Raw genomic sequence first — 23,753 nt, 5'->3', positions numbered from 1 at the left:
TCAAAACAGACTCTTAAATCGTTTGTTAGACAGTCCCTGTTTATTAATGCGATCAATCTGATTTAGTAGTTGTCAGGCAAGATTTATTTTATCGGACGTTTTACTGAACTATCTTAAAAATAGCAAATACCTAGAATGACAAATGTAACACTTCTACCTAAAAAATGTTGCTTAGTTTAACCTTCCCTCTATGAATGCGATTTGATAAATACATTAGTACAATAGTTTTATTGTTAATTTCGAGTGTACAGATGAATAATCCCTCGCAACAAGCTAGAGAAGTAGATACGTCAATTGAGACTTTACGTGCCTTAGCATCGGAAAGTATTGAATTAGCTAGAGTTGTGGCGACTAATCCTAGTATAGATGGGAATTTGTTGAGGGATTTGGTTGTAACGGGAGATTATATTACTCGTCGGAATATTGCCAGTAATTTTAATACGCCGTTCCAGATATTATTAAAATTAATTAGGCAGTTCCCCCAGACGGTATTGAATAATAGTGGATTTGTAGATTCGATTAAACATAATCCTAATTTTTTATTACAGCTTTCTTCTAGGTCTTTATTACATTTATTGAAACAAGATCGACTACCTATTTGTTTTTTGGAATGGGTGGCAGGGAGTCAAGATAAAAAAGCTTTGTTGGCAATTTTGAGACACGAGAATATTCCTACCGCTGTTTTAGAAAAGCTGAGTAAAAGTAAGTTTCCCGAAGTGGTGGAAGGGGTGAAACTTCATATTAATGGGCGAGATAAAAATAATAAATCCCTAGAAGAGATATTATTTAATGCTGTTGTTGTTGCAGATATAGAAAAAGATAGATATGAATATAGTTATGGAGAGAGAGAGTTACTAAAACAACTACTATTTTTGGATATAGTCCCAGATTGGATTCTTCCTATTTTTCATACAGATACTAAATTTAAATTGGCGAATAATAATGATACTTCTTCCGAAGTTTTAGCTCAATTATGCCAGTACATAGATCTAGAAGATAAATGCGATCGCGATAATTTTTATAAGCTTGCTGTTCAACATCCCAATACACCAAGTCATATTTTGGAACAGTTAATAGGCTATGAATCGGAGGAGGTGAGGTTATTAGCCCTAAGTCATCCTAGAACATCAATTGATACTATTCAAGAACATTATCGCCAACATCAAGCAGTCAATAAATTAGATATTGACGTAGAGAATTTAAGAGAGTTAGCAACAAGTAAGGATTTAGAAATTCGCTTGCAGATAGCGCGAAATAGTAAAACTCCTGAAGACATTTTGGCTAGTTTTGCTAAGGCTTCGGAATGGCAGTTAAGGTTAGCTATTGCTTTTAATTTGAAGACTTCCATCGATACTTTGCAAGAGTTAGTTAAAGATAGTTATTGGGAAGTACGTTGGGCTGTGGCGCAAAATTTTAGTACTTCCGAAAATATTTTACATGAGTTACTTAAAGATAAAGATGCTGAAATTAGAGATGTTGCAGAGAGACGTTTAGAAGATACTTCCGAAGCAGCCAACAAAAACTCAGATATTATCATTGCTAATAATATAATTCCCCATCGCAAAAATGCACCTGACGGTATTTATAGAATGAGAATTTTATCTACAGAAATGGGAGTTGTATATAATTCTTATTTGAATAGTCTGAAGATAGAAAAGTTAGATGATGTAGTTCAAAATATTAGCCGTAATAATTGGAGTTATCGTCTTTATGTTTTGAACGAAAATACTCCAGTTGAAATTCTTCAAAAATTAGCTGGTAGTGAAGATGACTACGCTCGAAGTCGGGTAGCTTGCCAATCTTTTATACCTATAAGTATTTTAAAACAATTGGCCACAGATAAATCTACACAAGTACGTATTAATGTTGGGAGAAATATTAATAGCAATGAAGAGATTTTAAACATTTTAGCTGTTGACGAGTTACAGCAAGTAAAAAATGCTGTAATCTGTAATCCTAATATTTCTCTAGATATTTTAGAAAGAGTTGTTAAAGAAGATATAACTAATTTAAACAATGAATCAAGCTATCAGATAGCTCAAAAACTACTTACAGAGTTTTACTGTACTGAAGAGTTACTTTCTTTATTGGCAGAAATAGATAAATTAGAAATACAAGCCACTTTAGCAAGATTGAAAAATCTTTCAGCACATATATTAGAGCAATTAGCAACTAGCCAATATTGGCAGGTAAAAGAACTAGTTGCTAAAAATCATAACGTCTCTTTGAAGGCTTTAGAAATACTAATTCAAGATAATAATGGTTGCATTCGCAATCTTGCAGTTGATCGCCTGATACAAAGAAACGATCCAGTAGTTACAGATTTTATTTATCAGTGGAATTTAGTTAATAACCCTGATAGCGATACAGCTACTATAGATAGTTTGGTTGACAGTCAGTGGTTAGTAATTAAACTTGCTGTTGCTTCCCATAAAAATACTTCTCCAAATATTTTAGAACAGCTTTTAGAAGAAAATGCGATCGCAATTAGGGTTGCTGTTGCTAGTAATATTAATACTCCCGTTGCTTTATTAGATAATTTATTAAGGGATGAAGAGACAAAGGTAGTTAAAGTTGCGATCAATAATCCTAGTTTCCCAATTGAGAGATTAGAAGAATTAGCAGCAGATAAAACTTCTCGCCTGAGAAAACTGGCAATTAAAAGCTTATTAGATCGCGATATTAAAACTGCATCGATATATTTAACCAAATACGCCCGACATTCTACACCTACTTGGAGTCGTTTAATAGCTTTCTTCCATCCCCTAACACCCAAACAGTTTTTAATTAAAAATAATGCTTCTCATATTTGGTTAGAAAGATATGCGATCGCCCAAAATAGTAATACTCCTCGTCAAATTGTAGAACAACTAACCCGCGATGGTAATCAAATAGTTAGGGATGCTGCGGTTAATAATTTAGAACAAAATAACCTCACGGAAGATGACACAGAAGACAAGATTAAAGATATATTCACTAGTTTGTTTCGCGGAGATGACTTATCCCCAGAAGCATTAGAAATTGCTGCAACGCGATCGAATAATAAAGTCTTACTAGCTGTAGCTAATCATCCCCATACCCCTAAAAGTATTTTAGATAAATTAGTTCGACATAACAATTGCAAAATATCTCAGGCTGCTAGCTTGCATATTAATTATGACGATAAAATTCCTAAAGACTGGGAGAATATTGTCGAAAAAGAAATTATCAATTTAATTCGATCTACCGATTTCGATGTTCGTAGAAATATAGCTCAATTAGGCTTAATACCCGAATCTATTATAGAAAGATTAGTGCAAGAAAATAATTCTATTTATGAAGTCGATCTTGCTGTATCTGCATCTAATATTCCAATAGATATTCTCAAACAATTAGCTAGAGATACTGATGAATATATCTGTTTATTTATTGCTAAAAATTCCTATACTCCTAGTGATCTGCTAAAACATTTATCACAACGCTCTGATTATTATCAATATAATGTTTTAAGTGCGGTTGCAGCTAATCCTAATACTCCCATCAGTACATTGGAGATTTTAGCAACAAAAGATAATCCCGAAGTACAAGAAGCACTGATCCAAAATCCTAACACTCCACAAAAAATCAAAGAAAAACTAAATTTACTCAAGCAATCTAATTCTGCGATCGTTAACTTAGATATTCCGACAGAAAAACTATTAATTTTAGCCAAAGATAAAAATAGTAAAACTCGCAACCTTGCTATTTTTCAACTAGAAAATATTGCCAAAAACTCGAACACGCCCGTAAATATTGTGGAAGATTTGGCAACAATTCCAAATACTAAAATCATGAGTGCGATCGCTGGTAATCCCAATACACCAGTTCGTATCTTAGAAGATTTGGCTACTGAAGGCGATCGCAATATTTTTATTAATCTTCTTGGCAATCCTAATACTCCCAAAAATATTTTAGAGCAATTATCAACAGAAATTATTAATCTCGATACATCTACTCTACAAAAAATAGTAAGAAAACCTGATATTTCAGCTAATATTTTAGAACAAATAGCTAAGGTGTCGGATAGTAAAATCCTACAAGAAATTGCTGCTCATCCTAATACGTCTATCTCTACTTTAGAGTATTTAGCAACAAAAACTATTCGGGCTATTTATATAGCTGTAATTAAAAACTCCAATACGCCCGAACACATTTTAGAGCAACTGTCAGAAGAAATAAAGAATTGTGGAATGTATGCTCTAGAAGAAATAGCACAACAACCTAATATGCCTTTGAGTATTTTAGAGGAATTGAGTACTAGTCAATATGCGTTAGTACAAAGGGGTGTAACGAAAAATCCGAAAACACCTGTTAGTATTCTCAAAAATATTATGGGATATGGTTACTCAGGTGCTTGGGATGGAATTGCGGTAAATCCTAACACTACCGTAGAAATGTTAGAGGAATTAATTAACTATTCCACTCAAGAAGGTATTACTAATGATTCTGTACCCGTCTCCATAGCTAAAAACCCCAACACTCCCGTTTATTTGCTAGAAAAATTAGCTGGGATGACTGAAGACAAAAAAAACAAATGGATACAAGCTAATCATGTTCCAATTATACAAGGTCGTCAAATAGCCGTAGAATTAGCGATCGCTTTAGTAGAAAATCCTAATTTACCTTTACACTTTCTAGAATACTTTGCACGAGAAGACAAAGGTGAGCAGATTAGAGGGAGTGTAGCGCAAAACCCTAGAACTCCCATTAATATTTTAAAACAGCTATCTACAGACTCTAATTTATATTGGTATTTATTGCAAAATCCTAATCTACCTCCACAAATTGCAAAAAAAATAGCACGAGATAAAAACGATAGAAGTAAAAGAACGACTATTTACGATAATCCCCATACTCCTCAAAGCGTTTTAAAAAATTTAGCCTTTAATCCTAGTGGCGAAGTGCGCAAAGAAGTAGCAAAACATCCTAATATTTCTTTAGATGTTTTATCCGAGCTTATAGGAGATATTAATAATATAATACGTCAAACAGTAAGAGAAAATTCCAATATACCAACCTCTTTAATTGAAGAAGTAAAAGAAGCTTATTACAATGCTTGTTATTCTACTTCAGCAAAAGAGCTAGCGCAGCTAGCAAATACAGATTGGCATTATGTTAGTGCTGCTGTTGCTAGTAATATCAATACTCCCATTTCTGCTTTAGAACAAATTACTACTAACAAAATATCTTATCTAACTGAAGATTGTGATAATTTAAGATATCGCTGTTTGCAGACTCTTCCGATAATAAGCTCTTTAGCAAATAATCTCAACGCTACCCAGCATATTTTAGAGCAGTTACTAACATTACTAACAAATAAAGATGAAGTATCTGAGGTTATAAAGCAAATCAAAACTATCAGAATTCAACAATATAAAACTAACATCAATCACGCCAAAACGTTGCAAGCGATTGCATCTCATAATAATGCTTCAGAAAATATACTCAATTGCCTTTCTAATAATAAAGACTACATAATCAGATCGACTGTAGCCAACCATCAAAATATCTCGCTTGTTTTACTAGCTAAATTAATTAAGGATAGCGATAAAAGAGTACGCAAAATAGCAATCGAAAACTATCTTAAAAAATATCCCCAAGGCTTATCAGAAGTACTGGCTTTATATAGTAAAAACTCCCAACCAAATATTGCTCGACTACTTACTTTATTACAGCCTCAAATACCAGCTAAAATATTAGTTAAAAAATCGCGATCGCTTTATTGGTTAGAAAGATATGCAGTCGCAACTAATCCTAATACTCCGAATGATATCCAACAAAAATTAATTAATGATCCGAACTCCATAGTTCGTTATATTACATTAACTAATAGTGATTTAAGTTAGGATTAATAGCCAAGGATGAAGGATAAATTAGAGAGGATAGGTAATTTCGCTCTTTATTCCCTGTTATTCACTTTTCGAGTAATTGTGGCTGCTTTACGGCATTTTCAAGCCTGTATCTAAAGTTACACAAAATGCTAATTTCGTGTAATTTAAAATTGAAGTTTCGATCATTCCTTTACTAGGATAATGAGTAATCGCCTTTTATTCCAACTCAATAGCTTTGCTGGTGCTAGATGTTGTTGCTGTTTAATATTAAGGTCTGATGTTACGCACTCATCGATCTGTAAGGCTTGGAGACTTGGGGACTTGAAGACTTGGGGACTTGGGGACTTGGGGACTTGGGGACTTGGAGAACCTTCGGTTAAAGAGCAAATCTTCTCCCCGTCACCCCGTCACCCCGTCACCCCGTCACTCTGTCACAGCAGTTAGATTAAATGCGTAACGTCAGTTAAAGTTTTCTTCAGTAGACCTCTTGTGAAAGTAGCGATCGCGCTGTATTTCTATGAGGCAAGTAACAAAATTCGCTAATAAAACATTCAACCTCAGCATTTGCAGGCTTTTTAATTCACAGCAGACGTATTTTAATTTTTTCTTCATAATCTTAGTTAATCTTAAAGTCTGAGGTCGATTAACTCAAAAACTTCTACTAATATGAAGAATGTACCTAATCTAAGATTAAGGAAGAGAATATAATGCCTCTAACTCTTTCAGGAGAACAACAGCAACTTTTCGATCGCAGCCTAAACACCATTCAAAAGGTTGAAGGTCTTTTTGTGGAGGCAAAAGTACTCTTTCCTGAGTTTCATCCCGACACCGAAGTCCTCAAAAAACAGCTAGCTAATCCTTTCTCTATCTTTATCTGTGGTGAGTTTAACGCAGGTAAATCTAGCTTGCTCAATCAGCTTAATAACCAGGAAATTGCTAAGGTTGGTTTTTTGCCTACTACCCAAGAAATTGAATCTTACAACCCTGAAGGCTTTGGTGGCTTGGCATTTATTGATAGTCCTGGTACCAACTCCATTATTGAGCAACACCAAGAATTAACCGAAAATTATTTACAGCAGGCAGATATTATCTTGTTTGTGACCTCAGTTGAACGCCCTTTAAGTAAATCGGAACAGGACTTTCTTACTTTGGTCGATCAAACTTGGGCGCGTAAAATTATTGTTGCCATCAACAAAACAGATCTAGTTAATGATGATCAAGCCAGACAAATCCGTGAATATGTCAGCGAAGGCTTGGGCAAGATTTTAGCCGAAATGCCGCCTATATTTTCTATTTCAGCGCAAACGGGGGCAGGAATTGACGAGTTAAAAAGCTTTTTACTGGCATTTTTGGCAGGTGGAGAAAAAGTTAAATTAAAGCTACAGGGACCACAAAATTCATTGCTGGTTTATTTAAATCAATTGGAGAAGCAAAATCAGTCCATACAGTCTAAATTACAGTCAGAAAAAGTTATTTTTGATCGCACTTCTCGACGCATTGAAGAAAGATTAGAAGAGTATAATCTTTTATTTGGTATCTTTGGCGATAACATCGACGATTTATTTACCAACCTAATTCAAGAGACGAACAAACTAATTGATAGCAATACTGGCTTTTTGACCGTCCTCAAAAGAAGAATTACCAAAGAAGAAGATTTTGTCGAAGAAAGACTAGCTAAAACAATTAAAGATGTGCAGCTAGATAAAAATCTGCAAGAGATATTCAAAGAAGCCACATCTACTTTCCTTAAATATCGAGAGCGTATTGTCAGAGAAGCAAAAGAAGATTTATCTACCGCTATCACCGTATCTGAGGCAGATTTGGCATTACCGCCGATTAATACTAGTCAGCTAGAGGTTAATGAATTTGCAGCCAGAATCAAAGAAGCAGCCGAAGAAGGATTAGATAGCGTTTGGCGGCTGGGCATCACTGCTGCTGCGACAGGGTTTGGCGGACAGCTTCTGTTTACTGCAGCCTCTGCTGATGTAACGGCATTTTTTGTTGCTGGTCTATTTGCCTTGATGAGCTTTAATGCTCTACCTCGCAAGCGCAAGCAGGTCAAAGCGGAACTAGAACAAACCTACCGTAATCTCCAAGAAAATTACACCAACACCTTAAAAGATACCTTGGCAGCAGAGTTGAATAAGTGTTTACAGCAGTTTGCTGATGTAATTCGACCGAAGCAGGAAGAGATTGCCCAAAAAATAACTACCAGCGAATCAATTGCCACTGAAGTAGAGACTATCAAAGCAGAAATCAAGAAGATTACTACCGAAGTTGAACAACTTTCACAGAGTAATGAGCAAGTGTCTGTAACAAGTTAGTCTGCTGTGAACCTTAGTCAAAAGTATCTAAAGATAATGCGATCGCTCTAATTATCGTGGGCGATCGCCACTAACCAACTCAAGTATAAATTTTAGCAATATCAGCTAAAGTAGACACCTTAAACCCGTTGCCCACTGCTGCCATTTTCCACTCTTCGTCTTTGCGATAGACTTCAGCGAGAATCATTCCCGTCATGCCTTGATATTCTGAACCAGAAAGATTATAGCGAGCTAATTCTTGATTACTTTGGCGGTTGACTAAACGCACAAAGGCATTATCTACCATACTAAAATCTTGCTTGCGCTGTTCGCATTTATAGATGTTGATGGCAAATACCAAATAAGCAATGTTAGCGGGAACTAAAGGTAGATCGATATTAATTACCTCGTCGTCTCCTTCCCCTGCACCAGTTAGGTTGTCTCCCTGATGTGCGATCGCGCTAGAGCTATGTCTTAAATTACCAAAGTAAACTATATTTTTAACATCGGTCAACTTCTTGTCTGTATCTAAACAAAGAACCGAAGAATCAAGATCGAATTGTTTATTCCCTCCAAAAAAACCGCCAGATTTTGGCGCAACATCCCAACCAAGACCACACATCATTTGCTTGAGGCTGGGGTCTTCTTTGGTAAGAGAGATACGTTGTCCTTTTGTAAGATTGATTGCCATTATTTAATTATTAATTGTTAGTTGTAAGTTTTCAATTATTTATTGATAACGATTTAGCAATGCTTCTAAACCACCCTGATAACCAGCACCTACAGCATTAACGCGCCACTCACCATCCTTGCGATAAAGTTCTGCCATAATCAGGGCAGTTTCTACAGAAAAATCTTCTGAGAGGTCATAACGTATCACCTCTTCTTGATTTTCTGCATTTACGACTCTTACAAAAGCATTTTGTACCTGACCAAAATTCTGTTGACGCTTTTCCGCTTCGTGAATCGTAACGGTCATCACTATTTTATTTATGTCTTCAGGAACTTGCTTGAGTTTAACCTTGACTACTTCATCGTCTCCTTCACCTGCACCTGTTCGATTATCTCCTAAATGCTCTACAGACTTATTTGCATCAGGACTGGCAAGATTGTTATAAAAAATAAAGTGATTGTCAGAAATTAATTTTTCATTACTGTTTACCAAAAAAACTGACGCATCAATATCAAAGTCATTTCCCGTGTCGGTAATATTAGTATCCCAACCCAAGCCCACAAAAATTTCGCTTAAGCCTGGGGCGACTTTTTCTAAAGATATACGCTGTCCTTTACTAAGATTTACTGCCATATTTAGTTGTTAGTTATTAGTTGTTAGTTATTAGTTGCTCTACCAGATAGAAACAGAGAAGAAGAAAGACGAAGTAATTTTTCTAGTATTTCTTCATCCTTCATCTTTTCGTCCTTGAAATACTACTTTTGATATCTTTCTACTAAAGCTTGTAATCCGCCTTCATATCCTGCACCAACGGCATTCATACGCCATTCGCCGTCTTTACGGTACATTTCTGCCATAATTAAGGCTGTTTCCACAGAAAAATCTTCAGTCAAATCGTAGCGAATGATTTCCTCTTCGTTTTCATAGTTTACAATACGTACAAAGGCGTTACTTACCTGACCAAAGTTTTGCTGACGTTTATCCGCTTCATGAATGGTTACAGCGATCGCAACTTTATCAACTTCTGGAGGAACAGTCTTCAGCTTCATGTCAATGATTTCATCATCTCCTTCCCCTGCGCCAGTTCGATTATCGCCCCTTTGCTGCACAGACTTTTCTGAGTCTGGACTAGAAAGGTTATTGTAAAAAATGAAGTGTTTATCAGAGATCAGCTTTTCACTACTGTCTAAGAGGAAGATTGACGCATCAATATCAAAATCACCACCAGTATCAGTCGGATTGATATCCCAGCCTAAGCCGATAAAAATTTCTTTTAGTCCTGGAGAAACTTTTTCTAAGGAGATTCTTTCTCCTTTACTCAAATTAATTGTCATTATTTACCTCTATGATTTCTTGCTCGGTTTTAAATTATGTACAAGCAATAGCTATGTTTCTATCTTAAAAGAATCATTTAGCTAAAGAGGCAATTTATAACTATTTATAACTATTGAAGCTGGATTAGCTGCTGCTAAGTCTATTTTAATCATGGCGATCGCCATGATTAAAACAGCTAACTAATAATACCGTTTCTCTTTAAATTGGCGTGACTATAATTGACTGGAGGACTGGGAGACACGAAGACACGGAGATTTATGTGTAGTGGTAATTTAGAGAATTGGTATAAATCAGCGATCGCGCCACGGTTGGAAAAGTTTGGCAAGACTAAATAGTGAGGGCTTTAGCTTCAATACAAACTCCTAAGCAAAAAATTGTTTCTTGTAGAGGTTACGAATCCAAATTCGTGTTCTCGCTCACGTTACTTACTAAGAAACTTATGGTCTAGCCCTAAACCTAACAAACTCCAAAAATTAACCTGGTAGGATGTAGACTGTACACCTCTGACATTAGATTTGATTACTTTTGGCTGTAGATCTTTATCTAAGATAGAGTCCACAACTTCGCTAGCTACACCAGCAGGATTATTAGCAGCACTCAAAGTTACCAAAACTTTGCTGCAATCTAATCCACCTGAAGTATTGGCGCAAATCAAGGGAATTCCTTTTTCTTCCGTGCCAACAAAGCTGATTTGTGATAAATCGTAACCACTTGCAGAATATTCTTCTAGCTGGGTAGAAACATTGTTACATAATTGTTGGGGAGTAGCCGAAGATTTAAAGGCAGTTGCATCACTCTTCCAGTGAAAGATCGGCTGAGTAGCTTTGCTAGCAACAGCTTGTGCTAGGGTAGTAGGTATTCCTTTAATTACTTTGCAGGAAAATTTGAATTTAGGAGCATCTGATGATTCGGCGATCGCAGGTATGCTGACTGATGACATCACTCCCATTACCATCAACGCCGATAAATATTTAGTTTTCATTTCTTGTAGATAAGCTTCCTTGCAGTTAAAATTCTCTAGCCATTGTTAAGTTGAGGTGCTAATATTTTGAATTTTTACTATACTTTGATCTTAAAACATCAGCAGTCTTATGGTTTTTAACTAAATATCCAAATTGATTCAAATAAACTGTTATTCAAAATAAAAAGAACACTCTAGAGTAAAACTTTTTAGTTTTATTTCATACTTCAAGTATAAAAAGTAAAGTTTGGCTTTGGTAAACTTTAAACAATTAAAATATAAACTTTATACGCTCTTCACATTTATTTTTGTTATAAGGTAAATTATCTGCAAACTGCTTTTAGCAAAATTTATCTATATGCAGAAAAAAAACAAGCTCTTAATAATTAATATTTAAAACGTGTTGTTCTTCTTTGCTCCACTTTTCTCTAGAAAATTCATTTTCAGCCCACAATATTTATGACAACAAATCTTTTAGAAGTAAAAAATGTTTACGCTGGCTATGTAAAAGATCTACATATATTACAGGGAATCAACTTCCAAATTGCTCCAGGAGAATTAGTGGCGGTGATTGGTCCTAACGGTGCGGGAAAATCCACCTTAGCTAAAGCTATTTTTGGCTTGCTCACTCCCGCCAAAGGTCAAATCATTTTTAAAGGAGAAAATATCGCCAGACTCAAATCAGACAAAATTGTCAAACGCGGGATGTGTTACGTTCCTCAACTAACTAATGTATTCGCTTCTCTTTCAATTGAAGAAAATTTGGAGATGGGGGCGTTTATTCGCAGTGGCTCTCTCAAGTCCCTTAAGGACAAGATTTATACGATGTTTCCCCGATTAGGTTCTCGTCGTCGTCAAAAAGCAGGAACTTTATCGGGAGGAGAGAGACAGATGCTGGCAATGGGCAAAGCATTGATGCTTGAGCCTGAACTTTTGCTTTTAGATGAACCTTCAGCAGCTTTATCACCGATTTTGGTTAACTCGGTGCTAGAACAGGTAAAAGCCATCAATCAAACGGGTACAGCTATTGTATTAGTAGAGCAAAATGCGAAAAAAGCTTTGGCGATGGCAAATAGAGGCTATGTTCTCGAAAATGGTAAAGAGCGTTTTGAAGGAACAGGAAAAGATTTACTAAATAATCCTAGGGTAGGAGAATTATATTTAGGTGCTGCTTATAAAAGCTAATCTGAATCAAACTGCATTTTAACCAGTGTGGTTTTAATGTTTTTACAGCGCAATAAAAGTTTATGTATTTTTGTATCGTTACTCAGAAATAGCAGATAGTTCCCAGGTATTATAGATGATGGCTTACAAGATTTAGCCACCTTTATAGATTTGGTTTTGATAAACTTTTAGGAGTAAACATGGACTTTGTAACCAACCTTTTTAGTGTTTTTGGTAATATCAACTTTACTGTAATCTTTCAACTGCTTTGTCTAGCTTTGATTGTGATCTCTGGACCTGTAGTGATATTTTTATTAGCATTGCGTGGTGGCGATCTTTAAAAAAATTTTAGATGAGATCTTTTCATAACTGCTCTTTTAGTTGTCTAGATGAGCAGATTTATTTTTTAATACCCTGTAATTTATCAAGTAAATATTTAGTCCTGAGAGAAATACTTGACCAGTCTCGATTGGCGATCGCCTGGGTGGGAAAAAGACTACTAGAAATCCCTACGGCGATCGCTCCTGCTTCAATCATTTTTGAAGCATTTTCTAGGGTTATGCCGCCAGTAGGAATTAAGGGAATCTGACTTAATGGACCTTGCAGACATCTAATATATTCTGCACCACCAAGGGATTTGATTGGAAAAACCTTAACCGCCTTAGCACCACTTTGCCAAGCATTGACTATTTCCGTTGGCGAAAAGACTCCAGGCACAAAGGGTATTTGATAACGAGACTGAGAAACATCAAGCAACTCTTGACTAAAATAAGGAGAGAAAGCAAATTGCGCTCCAGCGTTGACCGCAGCCTGTAATTGCTCTGAGTTGAGAATTGTTCCTGCACCAATAGTACAGTCGGGTAATTCTGTTCGTAACTGAGTAATTAAATCTTCAGAACTTTGGTCAACTTTGCCCTCTGATTCGCTATTCCAGGCAATTTCTATTAGGTTCATTCCTCCTGCTGCTACTGCTACTGCCATTTTGTAAGCGAGGCTTATTTGAGGACAACGAATTATGGCGATCGCTCTATTTTGCTCTAAAACTTGTAACCATTGATCCAACATTCGGCATTATATTAATATCAGTTGATATCAATTAACATACAGGGAACGAATACGATTTTTATATGCTTGATTGTCTAAACCATTGCCGACATTGGCGGTTTGAGGATTAATGTCTTGCTGCAAAATTTTAAGGCGATCTGAGGTAGCAGGATGAGTACTTAAAAAAGTAGGAGGAGAGCCACCTTTGCTTAACAACTTCTGCATAAAGCCTAACATACCTGCGGGGGCGTAGTTAGCCTTAGTTATATCTTCTAGCCCTAAGTGATCTGCCTGTAGCTCGTCAGCACGACTATTAGGACGACTAACGGCTAATTCTACCCCAATTTGAATAGCATTGTTGCGGTCTACTCCTGCTGCGGAAAGCAACCCCTGAGAAATTGCGCGATCGCGCATTTTTTGTATAGCATGACGAGCAGCAATATGACCAATTTCATGACCAATGACGCTGGCTAATTCTGCCTCATTATCTGCTGTTGCTATCAAGCCCTTATTGACGTATACATAGCCACCCATCGTCGCGAAGGCATTAATGTTGTTATCATCAACTACTTGGAAAGTGTAGGGAATATTTGGACGTTGGCTAGTTTTAGCTAGTTGCTGTCCAATCTCATTTATATAGCTGTTGATTGAGGAGTTGCGGTATAGTTTGACTTGACCAGAACTTATTAGCTCTTGATTGATGCCTTTACCTATCTCTTCCTCTTGAGCATTAGAAATATTTGATATCTGAACTATTTGCACTCCCCGAATCATTAGCTCTAGCCAGGAAATAGCATAGCTAGGTTGAACATTTCCCAAGCCAATACCAACGGTAATTATAAAAGTAATTGAACCTAAGGCTAAACGACGATAAAAACGATTAGAAAAGCTAAAATATTGCTGGAACATTGGGGTTGAATAACAATTAATTTAAAGAAAACAAGTGTTATAAGTGACTACCTTGCAAAAAATATGACGGTGTATAAACTAATAAAGTTGCACTGCGTCTTGGCAAAGTTACTGAAGAAAGCCACAGAACTTTGCTTGTTCAAATTAAATTAATTAGTGATTTAAGAAAAATCTATTTGTAAAATGGATAAATCATCTTCAAATTGAAAATTAGGATGCCAACTTCTAACGTACTGTAGTAAACGTTTTAAATCTCGTTCGGGTGTCTGCTGATATTTTTTGAGTAAATTAATTAATCGATCTAAACCCCAATGGGAATTAAACTGTTGTTCAACTTCATAAATTCCATCGCTAAATATGTACAGGCTAGAGTGTGCCTCAATTTGGCACGAAGCATTTACATACTGAATATTAGGAAACATCCCTACAGGTACTCCTGGAGTCTTCAGACGCTGCTCTGTAGCTCTCAAGCTTGGGGTTAGTAAAATTGCAGGAGGATGCCCAGCACTAGAGTAAGTTAAGCTACGGTTTTGGCGATCATAAACACCATACCAGATAGTAAAATATTTATCGTTGCGATCGCTCATCTGAAAAGCCTGGTTCAAGCCTTTTAACACTGAGTCTGGTTGATAATAATCGACGTTGCTCAATCCACGGGATCTCAGTAGGTTGACTACCGCCAAAGAAGGCAAAGAAGCCCTCAAGCCATGTCCTGAAACGTCTAAAAGATAAAAGACCAAATGGCGATCGTCTAACCAAAAATAATCAAAACTATCTCCTCCCAATTGTCGTGAAGGAATAAAACACACATCAATACTTAAAGACGGATGATGGAGAGGCTCTGGTAATATAGTACTAACATACTCGGCTGCTTCAGCTAATTCAGCTTCTAGTAGCTGTTTTTGAATTTGGAGATCTTTGCTTAGTTGATGTAGACGCAATCCTGCTCTAACTCTGGCTTTTAGCTCATTCATCTCGATTGGCTTACATAAAAAATCATCTGCCCCAGCATCCAAACCTTTAACTCGATCTTCTACTGAATCTAGAGATGTAAGCAGAATAAAAAAGGTAGTGGACAATTCAGGAGTAGATTTTATTTGACTACACACCTCTAAACCGTTTTTGCGAGGCATAATCCAATCACAAATAATTAGGGCAGGACGAATTGTTTTGGCTTTGATTAGTCCTTCTTCACCATCACTTGCCAAGGTGATATCATAACCCTGCATACTAAGAGTTCTCTCTAAAAGTAGTTGAGTTGTAAAATCATCGTCAATAATCAGAATTTGAGCCATAGTAAATTGATAGTTTTCTTATCTGATGACCGAAGGTAATGGCAGTCATTGCCTACTGAGCTACAAAGCAGTAAAACTTTTAGGGCTTATGTCAACTGTGACGCTCCTGCCTCAAAGAAGCTTTATTTCCATTAGCTAGGAAAATCATCCGAGGGCGTGTCTTAAGTTTAGGCTATGGCGCTTTAAACAGAAACTTAGTGGTGAATTAAACGGTGTACTCAACTATAGAGGATAAAAAAGCAATTTGAGCGTTAAATTTTTGGCAAAAAGGCGATCGCTATCTTGATGCGCGTACATCTGGCTGAAGCTTTTGCCTTGTGCTTGATAGTGATGCAACCACACGTCTCATTTGGCTACTTGTTAAAAGCCGATGAATTTGTCTCTAAGCAAAACATCAAGTTGCCTTGTTAAACTATAATTACTAACCAATAATTATCCACATTTCTATAACTTTAAGTGTGCTAAAAGCAAGAGAAAATACAAGAGATATGAGAATTAAATTACTATTATTACCATATGTTTATATGGATAACGTTAGTTGAGTCGAGACAATTTTGACGGTGATTTTACTAAAAAATAGTATTTTCAGCCAACTAAAGAGTAAGGTTTTTAGCTTATCCCAAACTCAAGTTAGATAGTCATCATAAAACAAATACTGTAGCCATATTTTTGCCTGTTATGTTTGAACGAGGCATATAATAAGTTGAAAGTCTTACGAACTATTAAAATCAAAGTCCCTAGCAATTTACAATCACTTGATAAAGTGTTAGCTGAATTCAATCAAATCTATCAGGATTTTATTCCCCTTCGAGATTGGCTACAGTGTAGATTAGCTTTGGCTGAAGGATTCACTAATGCAGTGCGACACGCTCACAAAAATTTACCCCCAGATGTCTCGATTAGAATCGAAGTATTTCTCAGTCAAACAGACATAAAAATTAAAATATGGGATTATGGTTCTGCTTTTGATCTACAGAATTTTATTGCCGAAAATGCTCAAAAAAATAATGATTGGCTTGGAAGTGGTCGTGGAATTCCGATTATGAACAAAATTTGCGATCGCCTAAATTATTACCGCACAGAAAAACAGGAAAATTGCTTACTGATTGTCAAACTCTTTGACAATCATCAACCTGATAATAATTCTAATTCGCAGGACACTAACTAATAGTAAATCCGATTAATAAAAACGAATCAGCCATGTCTATTCTTTCATAATAGTGTTTTCAATAACTACCGTTTCTTTAGATGATTTATCAATAGGGTTAATCGGTTTATAGGCTGCTTTTTCTTCATCACAATAGCGTAAAAATTGGCTGCTATCTGTAGAATATGTAATATAGCTATAGGCAATTTTGATGCTGTTACCAATGTGAATAATATCTCCAGAAACTAGTCGGTGTAGAGATTTCTTGCTGCCATTAATCGAAATACCGTTACGGCTTCTTTGTCTTTTGCCTTTACCATCAATAATCCAGTATGAGTAGTCGCTTTTGTCTCCTCCCTCTGAATATCTCATCCAAGCCACAGTAGCATGATGTCTTGATGCTAAGGCATCATTGATTACTAGATCATTATTAGGGTGACGACCTACAGAAAATACATTGACGTTGAGAGAGACAGCCCTTCTCGATTCTGGAGACTCGACAATTAAAACGTGTCTGCCTTTTGCTAAATCGGCTTTATTTAACTTGACTAAAGTAAGTTTGGGTTTTTTATCAGCCATCTGGTTGAAATAGATACTTTTATATCTAACATTGATATTTAAGTAAGGCAGCATTAAAGATATTTTAAGTATAAATATCTGTTAGTTAGGGAAAAAATAAAATAATATGCTGATATTTAGCAAAAAAAATATTTGAATATAGAATTATGATAATTTACTTATTTTCTTTATTTTAGTCTAAAAAAATTGATCGGCAAGAGTATTTGCTCTTTCAAAAGTGAACTTGATTTACCTAGAAAATGTCATCGGTAAAACTATGTAATTTTTAAACCTATAAGTATAATTAATGAGAAACTAAGGGCGTACAGTGAACTTTGAACCCTGCCTCTTGTAAAGATGCCATAGCTTGGGATTCATTTTGCACCCAAAATTTCTGTCCAAAGCGAATAAACTGCCTTTGTTCTCCTTGACCGATCGCAGCAATTACAGGGATTTTAAACTTATTTTGTTCTTGAGTCTGTTCTGCTAAGATTCTTTTTAAATAATTACTTTTTAGCCGATCTAAAGCCTGCTCTGGAGTAATTTCTAACATAATCATTCTAACTTGTTCTATTTCTTCAGCATCATCAATAATTAGCTGATATTTATCATTTCGCTGTTGTGCTTTCCCCCAAACAATTAATTGCTTACCTTCTGCTAATAAGGGTTCTAAATCCTGGTAAGTACTGGGAAAAATTGTTCCCTCTGCTTCCCCTGTAATGTCTTCCATCTGTACAAAAGCCATGCGATCGCCTTTTTTAGTTGTAATTTTGCGGACAGAATTTAACATGACTACTGCACTAATTTTTTCTTTTGCTTTTTGTTCCGATAATTCGCTTAGACTTATAGGAGATAGAATTTGTGCTGCTTGGTAAACTGCCTGGAGGGGATGATCGCTAATATAAAAACCAATATATTCTTTTTCTAAACGTAGTTTCTCCTGTAGCGGATAATCTTCAACTTTAGAAGTGCTAGGTGCTTGTTCAAAAGCAGCTTGAGACTTTGACTCGCCACCACTATTCATCATGTCAAATAGATTAAGTTGACCACTGGCTTTTTCTTTGTGGCGTTTTTGCGCCCAAGATGTCAATACATCAATATCATTAATCAACTGCCGACGATTAGACTGTACTAAATCAAAAGCACCACAGTAAATTAAAGTTTCCAATGCTCGACGATTAACAGTACGTAATTCTACTCTCTCACAAAAATCTGCCAAGGATTTAAACTCACCGCTACTCCTTGCCATCAGAATATTCTCGATCGCACCCTGTCCTAAATTCTTGACTGCCGACAAACCAAAAAGAATATGATGATCATCCAAAGGGGTAAAGTCTTCTTGTGAGCGATTAATATCAGGAGGTAAAATCTTGATTCCCATTTTCTGGGAATTTTCCCGATATTTGTCAACTTTCTCCTGATTTCCGCTACTAGCGGTAAGCAAAGCCGACATATACTCTACGGGATAGTTGGCTTTGAGGTAGGCAGTTTGATAAGTTACATAAGCATAAGCAGTGGAATGAGATTTATTGAAGCAATTAGATGCCACCATGCCATTGGCAAGCAAAAAATTATGATCTTGGGCTACACCTAGATCGTATACGGTTTGTTTACCTAATGATTGACGACTGACAATTTTTACCATGACTTTTCATTGATCATTGAGCATTTATCATTGACAACTGACACTAAATCCGATTAAGAAAAGTATCTTAAAATTTTCAACTTATTAAACAATTATCTACTACCTACTACTTACTAACTAACCCAACAGTTAAGTAACTTACTTGAACAAGATTTAGTATGACCCCGTTTCAAGATGATAGAGAACCAGTATTTAGGTTACAAGTTATAAATCACAGTCAATCTGCAGAGACAGACAGGACTTAGGATCGCTAAAATTATAGTTTATTGAAATACTTTTATTAAATTTGGGGCAACGCCTATCGACACTATATACGGTAAATATAAAGGATTAAAATCAAGTCAACTCAAGCAGCTAAAAAAACTTTATCATCAGAAGTTGCCTGGAGATATTATTGTTACGACCGAGTTTGCTCAAAGGTTGGCTGCTATTAGCACAGACATCAATCAACCAGTCTGCACCTATTTTAATCGTCGTGGACAGGCAATTAGAGTCGGCGTAGGGAATGCCAATCAGACACAAATTCCGCCTCTAGAATTGCCTCGTTATGGTGCCAAGCGTCTTTCAGGGATTCGCTGTATTGTCACTAAGCTCAAGCCAGAGCCACCCAAAGAATCTAGCCTGACGGCAATGGTATGTCAAAGGCTAGATGCCTTGGCTGTATTGACCCTAACTGGTGCAGGTAAATTAAAGAGAGGTGGAGGTGCCACTGGCTATATTCAAGATACTTATCTGGCTCATTTGTTACCTCAATCGGCAATAAATCAAACAGAACAAGAGTATTGGTCGGTATCTAAGCCGATGAATTTAGATGCTCTAACTGGACAAGACTTTTTAGATTTAGTCGAAGGCTTAGAGGCTGAATTTGAACGAGAATATGTAGCACAGCAGGTAGATATCAACCACGATCGCGTAGTTATGGTTGGCTTGCAGGTAGACAAAACTTCCGAGCGAGAATTTGAAGATCGCTTAAATGAGCTTGTGGGGCTGGTGGACACCGCAGGGGGAGAAGTTTTAGAAACAGTTCGTCAAAAGCGATCGCGTCCCCATCCTCAAACCTTAGTCGGGGAAGGTAAGGTACAGGAAATTGCCCTGCGGGTGCAAACTTTAGGGGCAAATTTAGTGGCATTTGATCGCTCCCTTTCTCCTGCTCAAATTCGCAATTTAGAGGCTCAATTTGGCATACGGGTGGTCGATCGCACCGAAATTATTCTCGATATCTTTGCTCAACGCGCTCAATCTCGTGCAGGGAAGCTACAGGTGGAGTTAGCGCAACTGGAGTATATGTTACCCCGCCTTGTAGGTAGAGGACAGGCAATGTCTCGTCTAGGGGGCGGTATTGGGACAAGAGGTCCTGGGGAAACCAAGCTAGAAACCGAAAGACGGAGTATTCAAAAGCGAATTGCCCGTTTGCAGGGAGAAGTAAATGAATTACAGGCTCATCGTTCGCGGATGCGCCAACAACGTCAAAAACAAGATGTTCCTAGTATTGCGATCGTTGGTTATACTAATGCGGGTAAATCCACGCTAATTAATGCTTTAACCAACTCTGAAGTGTATGTAGCCAATCAACTATTTGCCACCCTCGATCCTACTACCCGTCGCTTATCTATTCCCGATGCCGATACGGGTGAACCAAGAAATATGCTCTTGACTGATACAGTGGGCTTTATCCAACAGCTACCACCGGCACTAGTAGATGCTTTCCGCGCCACCCTGGAAGAAGTCACCGAGGCCGATGCTTTGATTCATGTTGTGGATTTATCCCATCCTACCTGGGAAAATCAAATCCGTTCGGTGATGGAAATCTTAGGGCAAATGGCGATCGCACCAGGTCCAATATTACTAGTATTCAATAAGTTAGACCAGGTAGATAGTGAGGCTTTAGCTAAGGCACAAGATGAATTTCCCTTGGCTTTATTTATCTCAGCCAGCGATCGCCTGGGACTGGAAACTCTTCGGCAAAAGCTATCTTTATTGGTTGATTTTGCAGGAGTAGGAAATTAATAAGTAACTGATGTTACGCACTCATCGATCTGTAAGGCTTGGGGACTTGGGGACTTGGGGACTTGGGGAAAGAATTTGCTACCTGCGTAGTTGCCCCTCGTCTCCTGTTCTCTCCGTCACCTCGTCTTCCGCTTCCCCCGTCACCCCGTCACCCCGTCACCCCGTCACAGCAGTTAGATTAAATGCGTAACGTCAGTAAGTAATAAAAAAGGTAGAAACTTTTAAATCTCTACCTTTTTAAACTATTAAACTAATTTAACGATTATTTATCGCTTACGAAGAGGGAAGTAATTCAATCTTCTCTTTTTGCGGTATGATTGCTACCTTGTTTTCTTCGTCGATATCTACCGTTGCAGAATCTCCCTCGCCTAAACGACCAGTAAGTATTTCTTCAGCTAAAACATCTTCTAGAAGACGCATAATTGCCCGACGTAAAGGACGCGCACCGTAGGAAGGATTGTAACCTTCATCTACAAGTCGATCTTTAAATTTGTCGGTAACTTCTAGAGTAATGTCTTTTTCAGTTAAGCGTTGGAACACTTCTTTGAGTAAGAGTTCGCTGATTTCTTTGACTTCGTCTTTGTTTAACTGACGGAAGACAATAATTTCATCAAGACGATTGAGGAACTCAGGACGGAAGTAGCTTTTTAGCTCTTCATTAACCAAAGAACGGATACGGTTGTATTGAGATTCTGCTTGGTCGTCAGCAAACTCAAAACCAAGACCGCCGCCACCTTTTTCAATCACCTTAGAACCAATGTTAGAGGTCAAAATTAAGAGGGTATTCTTAAAGTCTACTGTTCTACCTTTGGCATCAGTTAGGCGACCATCCTCAAGTATCTGCAAGAGCATATTGAAGATATCGGGGTGTGCTTTTTCAATCTCATCGAATAACACGACTGTATAAGGACGACGACGAACTGCTTCGGTTAGCTGTCCACCTTCGTTGTAGCCGACATATCCTGGAGGCGAACCAATCAGTTTAGAAACTGTATGGCGTTCCATGTATTCAGACATATCAAGGCGAATCATCGCGTCTTCCGAACCAAAGAAGTAAGTTGCTAAAGCTTTGGTTAATTCAGTTTTACCTACACCAGTCGGACCAGAGAAGATAAAGCTGGCAATAGGACGGTTAGGATTTTTCAGACCAACTCTAGCTCTTCTAATGGCGCGAGAAGTAGCTTTAACCGCATCTTCCTGCCCGATAATGCGCTGATGAAGGGTGTCCTCCATGTGCATTAGTTTTTCGGACTCAGATTCAGTGATTTTGTTGACTGGAACTCCCGTCCAAGAAGCGACAATGTGAGCGATTTCCTCTTCATCGACGAAGGGAGATTCATCTGTGCCATCTTCTTCGTTTTTCTTGGTTGAAGCAATATTGCGAATTTGCTCTTTAATTTCCATTTCGCGATCGCGCAGTTCTCCTGCCTGATCGAAGTCTTGGGATCTTACCGCGTCGTCTTTTTGCTTAAGAATTTCTCTTAGTTCCTTGTCTAGCTCTTTGGCTGCTGGAGGAAGCTGAGAATTAATTAAGCGGACGCGAGAACCTGCTTCATCAATTAAATCGATCGCCTTGTCTGGTAAATAGCGATCGCTAATATAGCGATCTGACAGCTTGGCTGCTGCTTCTAATGCTTCATCTAATATTTTTAATTTATGGTGTTGCTCATAACGCTCGCGCAAACCATGGAGTATTTCGATGGTTTCTTCTACCGTTGGTTCACCAACCTGTACGGGTTGGAAACGACGTTCTAAGGCAGCATCTCGTTCAATATGCTTACGATATTCGTCGATGGTAGTAGCACCAATACACTGCAATTCTCCCCTCGCCAAGGCTGGCTTGAGGATATTGGCAGCATCGATCGCGCCTTCGGCAGCACCAGCACCAATTAAAGTATGAACCTCGTCAATTACCAGAATTACGTTTCCAGCCTGACGAATTTCGTCCATGATTTTCTTGAGGCGTTCCTCAAATTCACCACGGTACTTTGTACCAGCTACTAATAAACCAATATCGAGAGTAACAACCCGTTTTTCTTCTAAAATATCGGGAATATCTCTATTAGTAATACGTTGTGCCAGTCCCTCGGCGATCGCTGTTTTACCCACCCCAGGTTCACCAATTAGAACGGGATTATTTTTGGTACGACGACCCAAAATTTGAATTACGCGCTCAATTTCTTTTTGTCTACCCACAACAGGATCGAGTTTACCTTCTGCTGCCATTTGGGTTAAATTGGAGCCGAATTCATCGAGGGTAGGAGTTTTGTTTCTGCCTGGTGTGCCACCAGAACCAGCAGCCACTTCGGCAGTTTCTCCTAACATTCTAATTACTTGAGTGCGGACTTTCGACAAGTCTACGCCTAGGTTTTCGAGGACTCGCGCTGCAACTCCTTCTCCTTCTCTAATCAATCCTAAAAGAAGATGTTCTGTACCAATATAGTTATGACCTAACTGGCGTGCCTCTTCTAAAGATAATTCCAGAACTCTTTTAGCTCTGGGAGTAAAAGGAATTTCCACGGCGACAAAACCAGAACCGCGCCCGATAATTTTCTCAACTTCGATCCGAGCATCTTTAAGATTAACTCCCATCGACTTGAGAACTTTGGCAGCGACTCCGGTTCCCTCTCCGATTAAACCTAAGAGGATTTGTTCTGTGCCTACAAAATTATGACCCAAGCGGCGTGCTTCCTCTTGGGCTAACATAATTACTTTTATTGCCTTTTCTGTGAAGCGTTCAAACATGACTTATTTCCATCCACCTGCTGCTTGCCCTTGTTATGGTGATTTTAGCACAGCCTTTTAGTTTCCTGACTCTGCCTATAAGTTGGGGAATTGCGGTATAAAAGTTAACATTTATTAT

Annotated in this window: 15 protein-coding genes and 1 pseudogene; 6 read left to right on the top strand and 10 right to left on the bottom strand. The window is 37.6% G+C overall.

Features of this window, described 5'->3' with window-relative positions; genetic code table 11:
* Positions 1–251: 251 nt before the first annotated feature.
* Together SLP02_RS24235 and SLP02_RS24230 are read left to right on the top strand one after the other, a co-directional pair.
* Entirely contained in the window at positions 252–5,864 is a 5,613-nt protein-coding gene (locus SLP02_RS24235) for a HEAT repeat domain-containing protein (RefSeq protein WP_319423291.1), read from the top strand.
* A 692-nt stretch (positions 5,865–6,556) separates the two neighbouring features.
* Entirely contained in the window at positions 6,557–8,173 is a 1,617-nt protein-coding gene (locus SLP02_RS24230) for a dynamin family protein (protein WP_319423290.1), read from the top strand.
* A 79-nt stretch (positions 8,174–8,252) separates the two neighbouring features.
* Here the strand turns inward: SLP02_RS24230 and SLP02_RS24225 are convergent, their stop codons facing one another.
* The 4 genes from SLP02_RS24225 to SLP02_RS24210 all read right to left on the bottom strand — a co-directional run bounded on the left by SLP02_RS24225 (position 8,253) and on the right by SLP02_RS24210 (position 11,142).
* Positions 8,253–8,843, bottom strand: a complete 591-nt coding sequence (locus SLP02_RS24225) for a TerD family protein (protein ID WP_319423289.1) — start codon at positions 8,841–8,843, stop codon at positions 8,253–8,255.
* Between the two features lie 39 nt (positions 8,844–8,882).
* Positions 8,883–9,458 carry a TerD family protein gene (locus SLP02_RS24220; protein WP_319423288.1) on the bottom strand — a complete coding sequence of 192 codons (576 nt, stop codon included), beginning with the start codon at positions 9,456–9,458 and terminating at the stop codon, positions 8,883–8,885.
* Between the two features lie 122 nt (positions 9,459–9,580).
* A complete protein-coding gene (locus tag SLP02_RS24215) occupies positions 9,581–10,159 on the bottom strand; it encodes a TerD family protein (protein ID WP_319423287.1) in 579 nt (192 codons plus the stop codon).
* Positions 10,160–10,581: 422 nt separating this feature from the next.
* Positions 10,582–11,142: a COP23 domain-containing protein gene (locus SLP02_RS24210; protein ID WP_319423286.1), complete on the bottom strand. Its 561-nt coding sequence runs from the start codon at positions 11,140–11,142 to the stop codon at positions 10,582–10,584.
* 438 nt (positions 11,143–11,580) lie between these two features.
* Here SLP02_RS24210 and SLP02_RS24205 point away from each other — a divergent pair.
* Positions 11,581–12,075, top strand: a pseudogene (locus tag SLP02_RS24205) (ABC transporter ATP-binding protein); the annotation flags it as partial.
* Between the two features lie 410 nt (positions 12,076–12,485).
* Entirely contained in the window at positions 12,486–12,626 is a 141-nt protein-coding gene (gene psb30 / locus SLP02_RS24200; RefSeq protein ID WP_319423284.1) for a photosystem II reaction center protein Ycf12/Psb30, read from the top strand.
* 58 nt (positions 12,627–12,684) lie between these two features.
* Here the strand turns inward: psb30 and SLP02_RS24195 are convergent, their stop codons facing one another.
* The 3 genes from SLP02_RS24195 to SLP02_RS24185 all read right to left on the bottom strand — a co-directional run bounded on the left by SLP02_RS24195 (position 12,685) and on the right by SLP02_RS24185 (position 15,533).
* The gene (locus tag SLP02_RS24195; protein WP_319423283.1) at positions 12,685–13,350 is read right to left on the bottom strand and encodes a bifunctional 4-hydroxy-2-oxoglutarate aldolase/2-dehydro-3-deoxy-phosphogluconate aldolase; all 666 of its coding nucleotides are present in this window, start codon (positions 13,348–13,350) and stop codon (positions 12,685–12,687) included.
* A gap of 27 nt (positions 13,351–13,377) precedes the next feature.
* Entirely contained in the window at positions 13,378–14,238 is an 861-nt protein-coding gene (locus SLP02_RS24190; protein ID WP_319423282.1) for a M48 family metallopeptidase, read from the bottom strand.
* Between the two features lie 161 nt (positions 14,239–14,399).
* Positions 14,400–15,533: a PP2C family protein-serine/threonine phosphatase gene (locus SLP02_RS24185; protein WP_319423281.1), complete on the bottom strand. Its 1,134-nt coding sequence runs from the start codon at positions 15,531–15,533 to the stop codon at positions 14,400–14,402.
* Between the two features lie 703 nt (positions 15,534–16,236).
* Here SLP02_RS24185 and SLP02_RS24180 point away from each other — a divergent pair.
* Positions 16,237–16,701 carry an ATP-binding protein gene (locus SLP02_RS24180; RefSeq protein WP_413467285.1) on the top strand — a complete coding sequence of 155 codons (465 nt, stop codon included), beginning with the start codon at positions 16,237–16,239 and terminating at the stop codon, positions 16,699–16,701.
* Between the two features lie 36 nt (positions 16,702–16,737).
* On the opposite strand, the gene SLP02_RS24175 is transcribed toward SLP02_RS24180, so the two are convergent.
* Both SLP02_RS24175 and SLP02_RS24170 read right to left on the bottom strand, forming a co-directional pair.
* Complete coding sequence (locus tag SLP02_RS24175) at positions 16,738–17,259, bottom strand: FHA domain-containing protein (RefSeq protein WP_319423279.1); 522 nt, start codon at positions 17,257–17,259, stop codon at positions 16,738–16,740.
* A gap of 283 nt (positions 17,260–17,542) precedes the next feature.
* Positions 17,543–18,883 (bottom strand): helix-hairpin-helix domain-containing protein, encoded by a 1,341-nt coding sequence (locus SLP02_RS24170; RefSeq protein ID WP_319423278.1) that lies wholly within the window; start codon positions 18,881–18,883, stop codon positions 17,543–17,545.
* 300 nt (positions 18,884–19,183) lie between these two features.
* Here SLP02_RS24170 and hflX point away from each other — a divergent pair, with 300 nt between their 5' ends.
* Positions 19,184–20,890, top strand: coding sequence for a GTPase HflX (gene hflX / locus SLP02_RS24165; RefSeq protein ID WP_413467427.1), 1,707 nt, complete (start codon positions 19,184–19,186; stop codon positions 20,888–20,890).
* A gap of 273 nt (positions 20,891–21,163) precedes the next feature.
* Here the strand turns inward: hflX and SLP02_RS24160 are convergent, their stop codons facing one another.
* Positions 21,164–23,635, bottom strand: coding sequence for an ATP-dependent Clp protease ATP-binding subunit (locus SLP02_RS24160; RefSeq protein WP_319423276.1), 2,472 nt, complete (start codon positions 23,633–23,635; stop codon positions 21,164–21,166).
* Positions 23,636–23,753: the final 118 nt, after the last annotated feature.

The sequence above is a fragment of the Pleurocapsa sp. FMAR1 genome (genome assembly GCF_963665995.1).
Lineage (GTDB): Bacteria > Cyanobacteriota > Cyanobacteriia > Cyanobacteriales > Xenococcaceae > Waterburya.
This window is presented reverse-complemented; position numbering and strand designations above follow the sequence as displayed.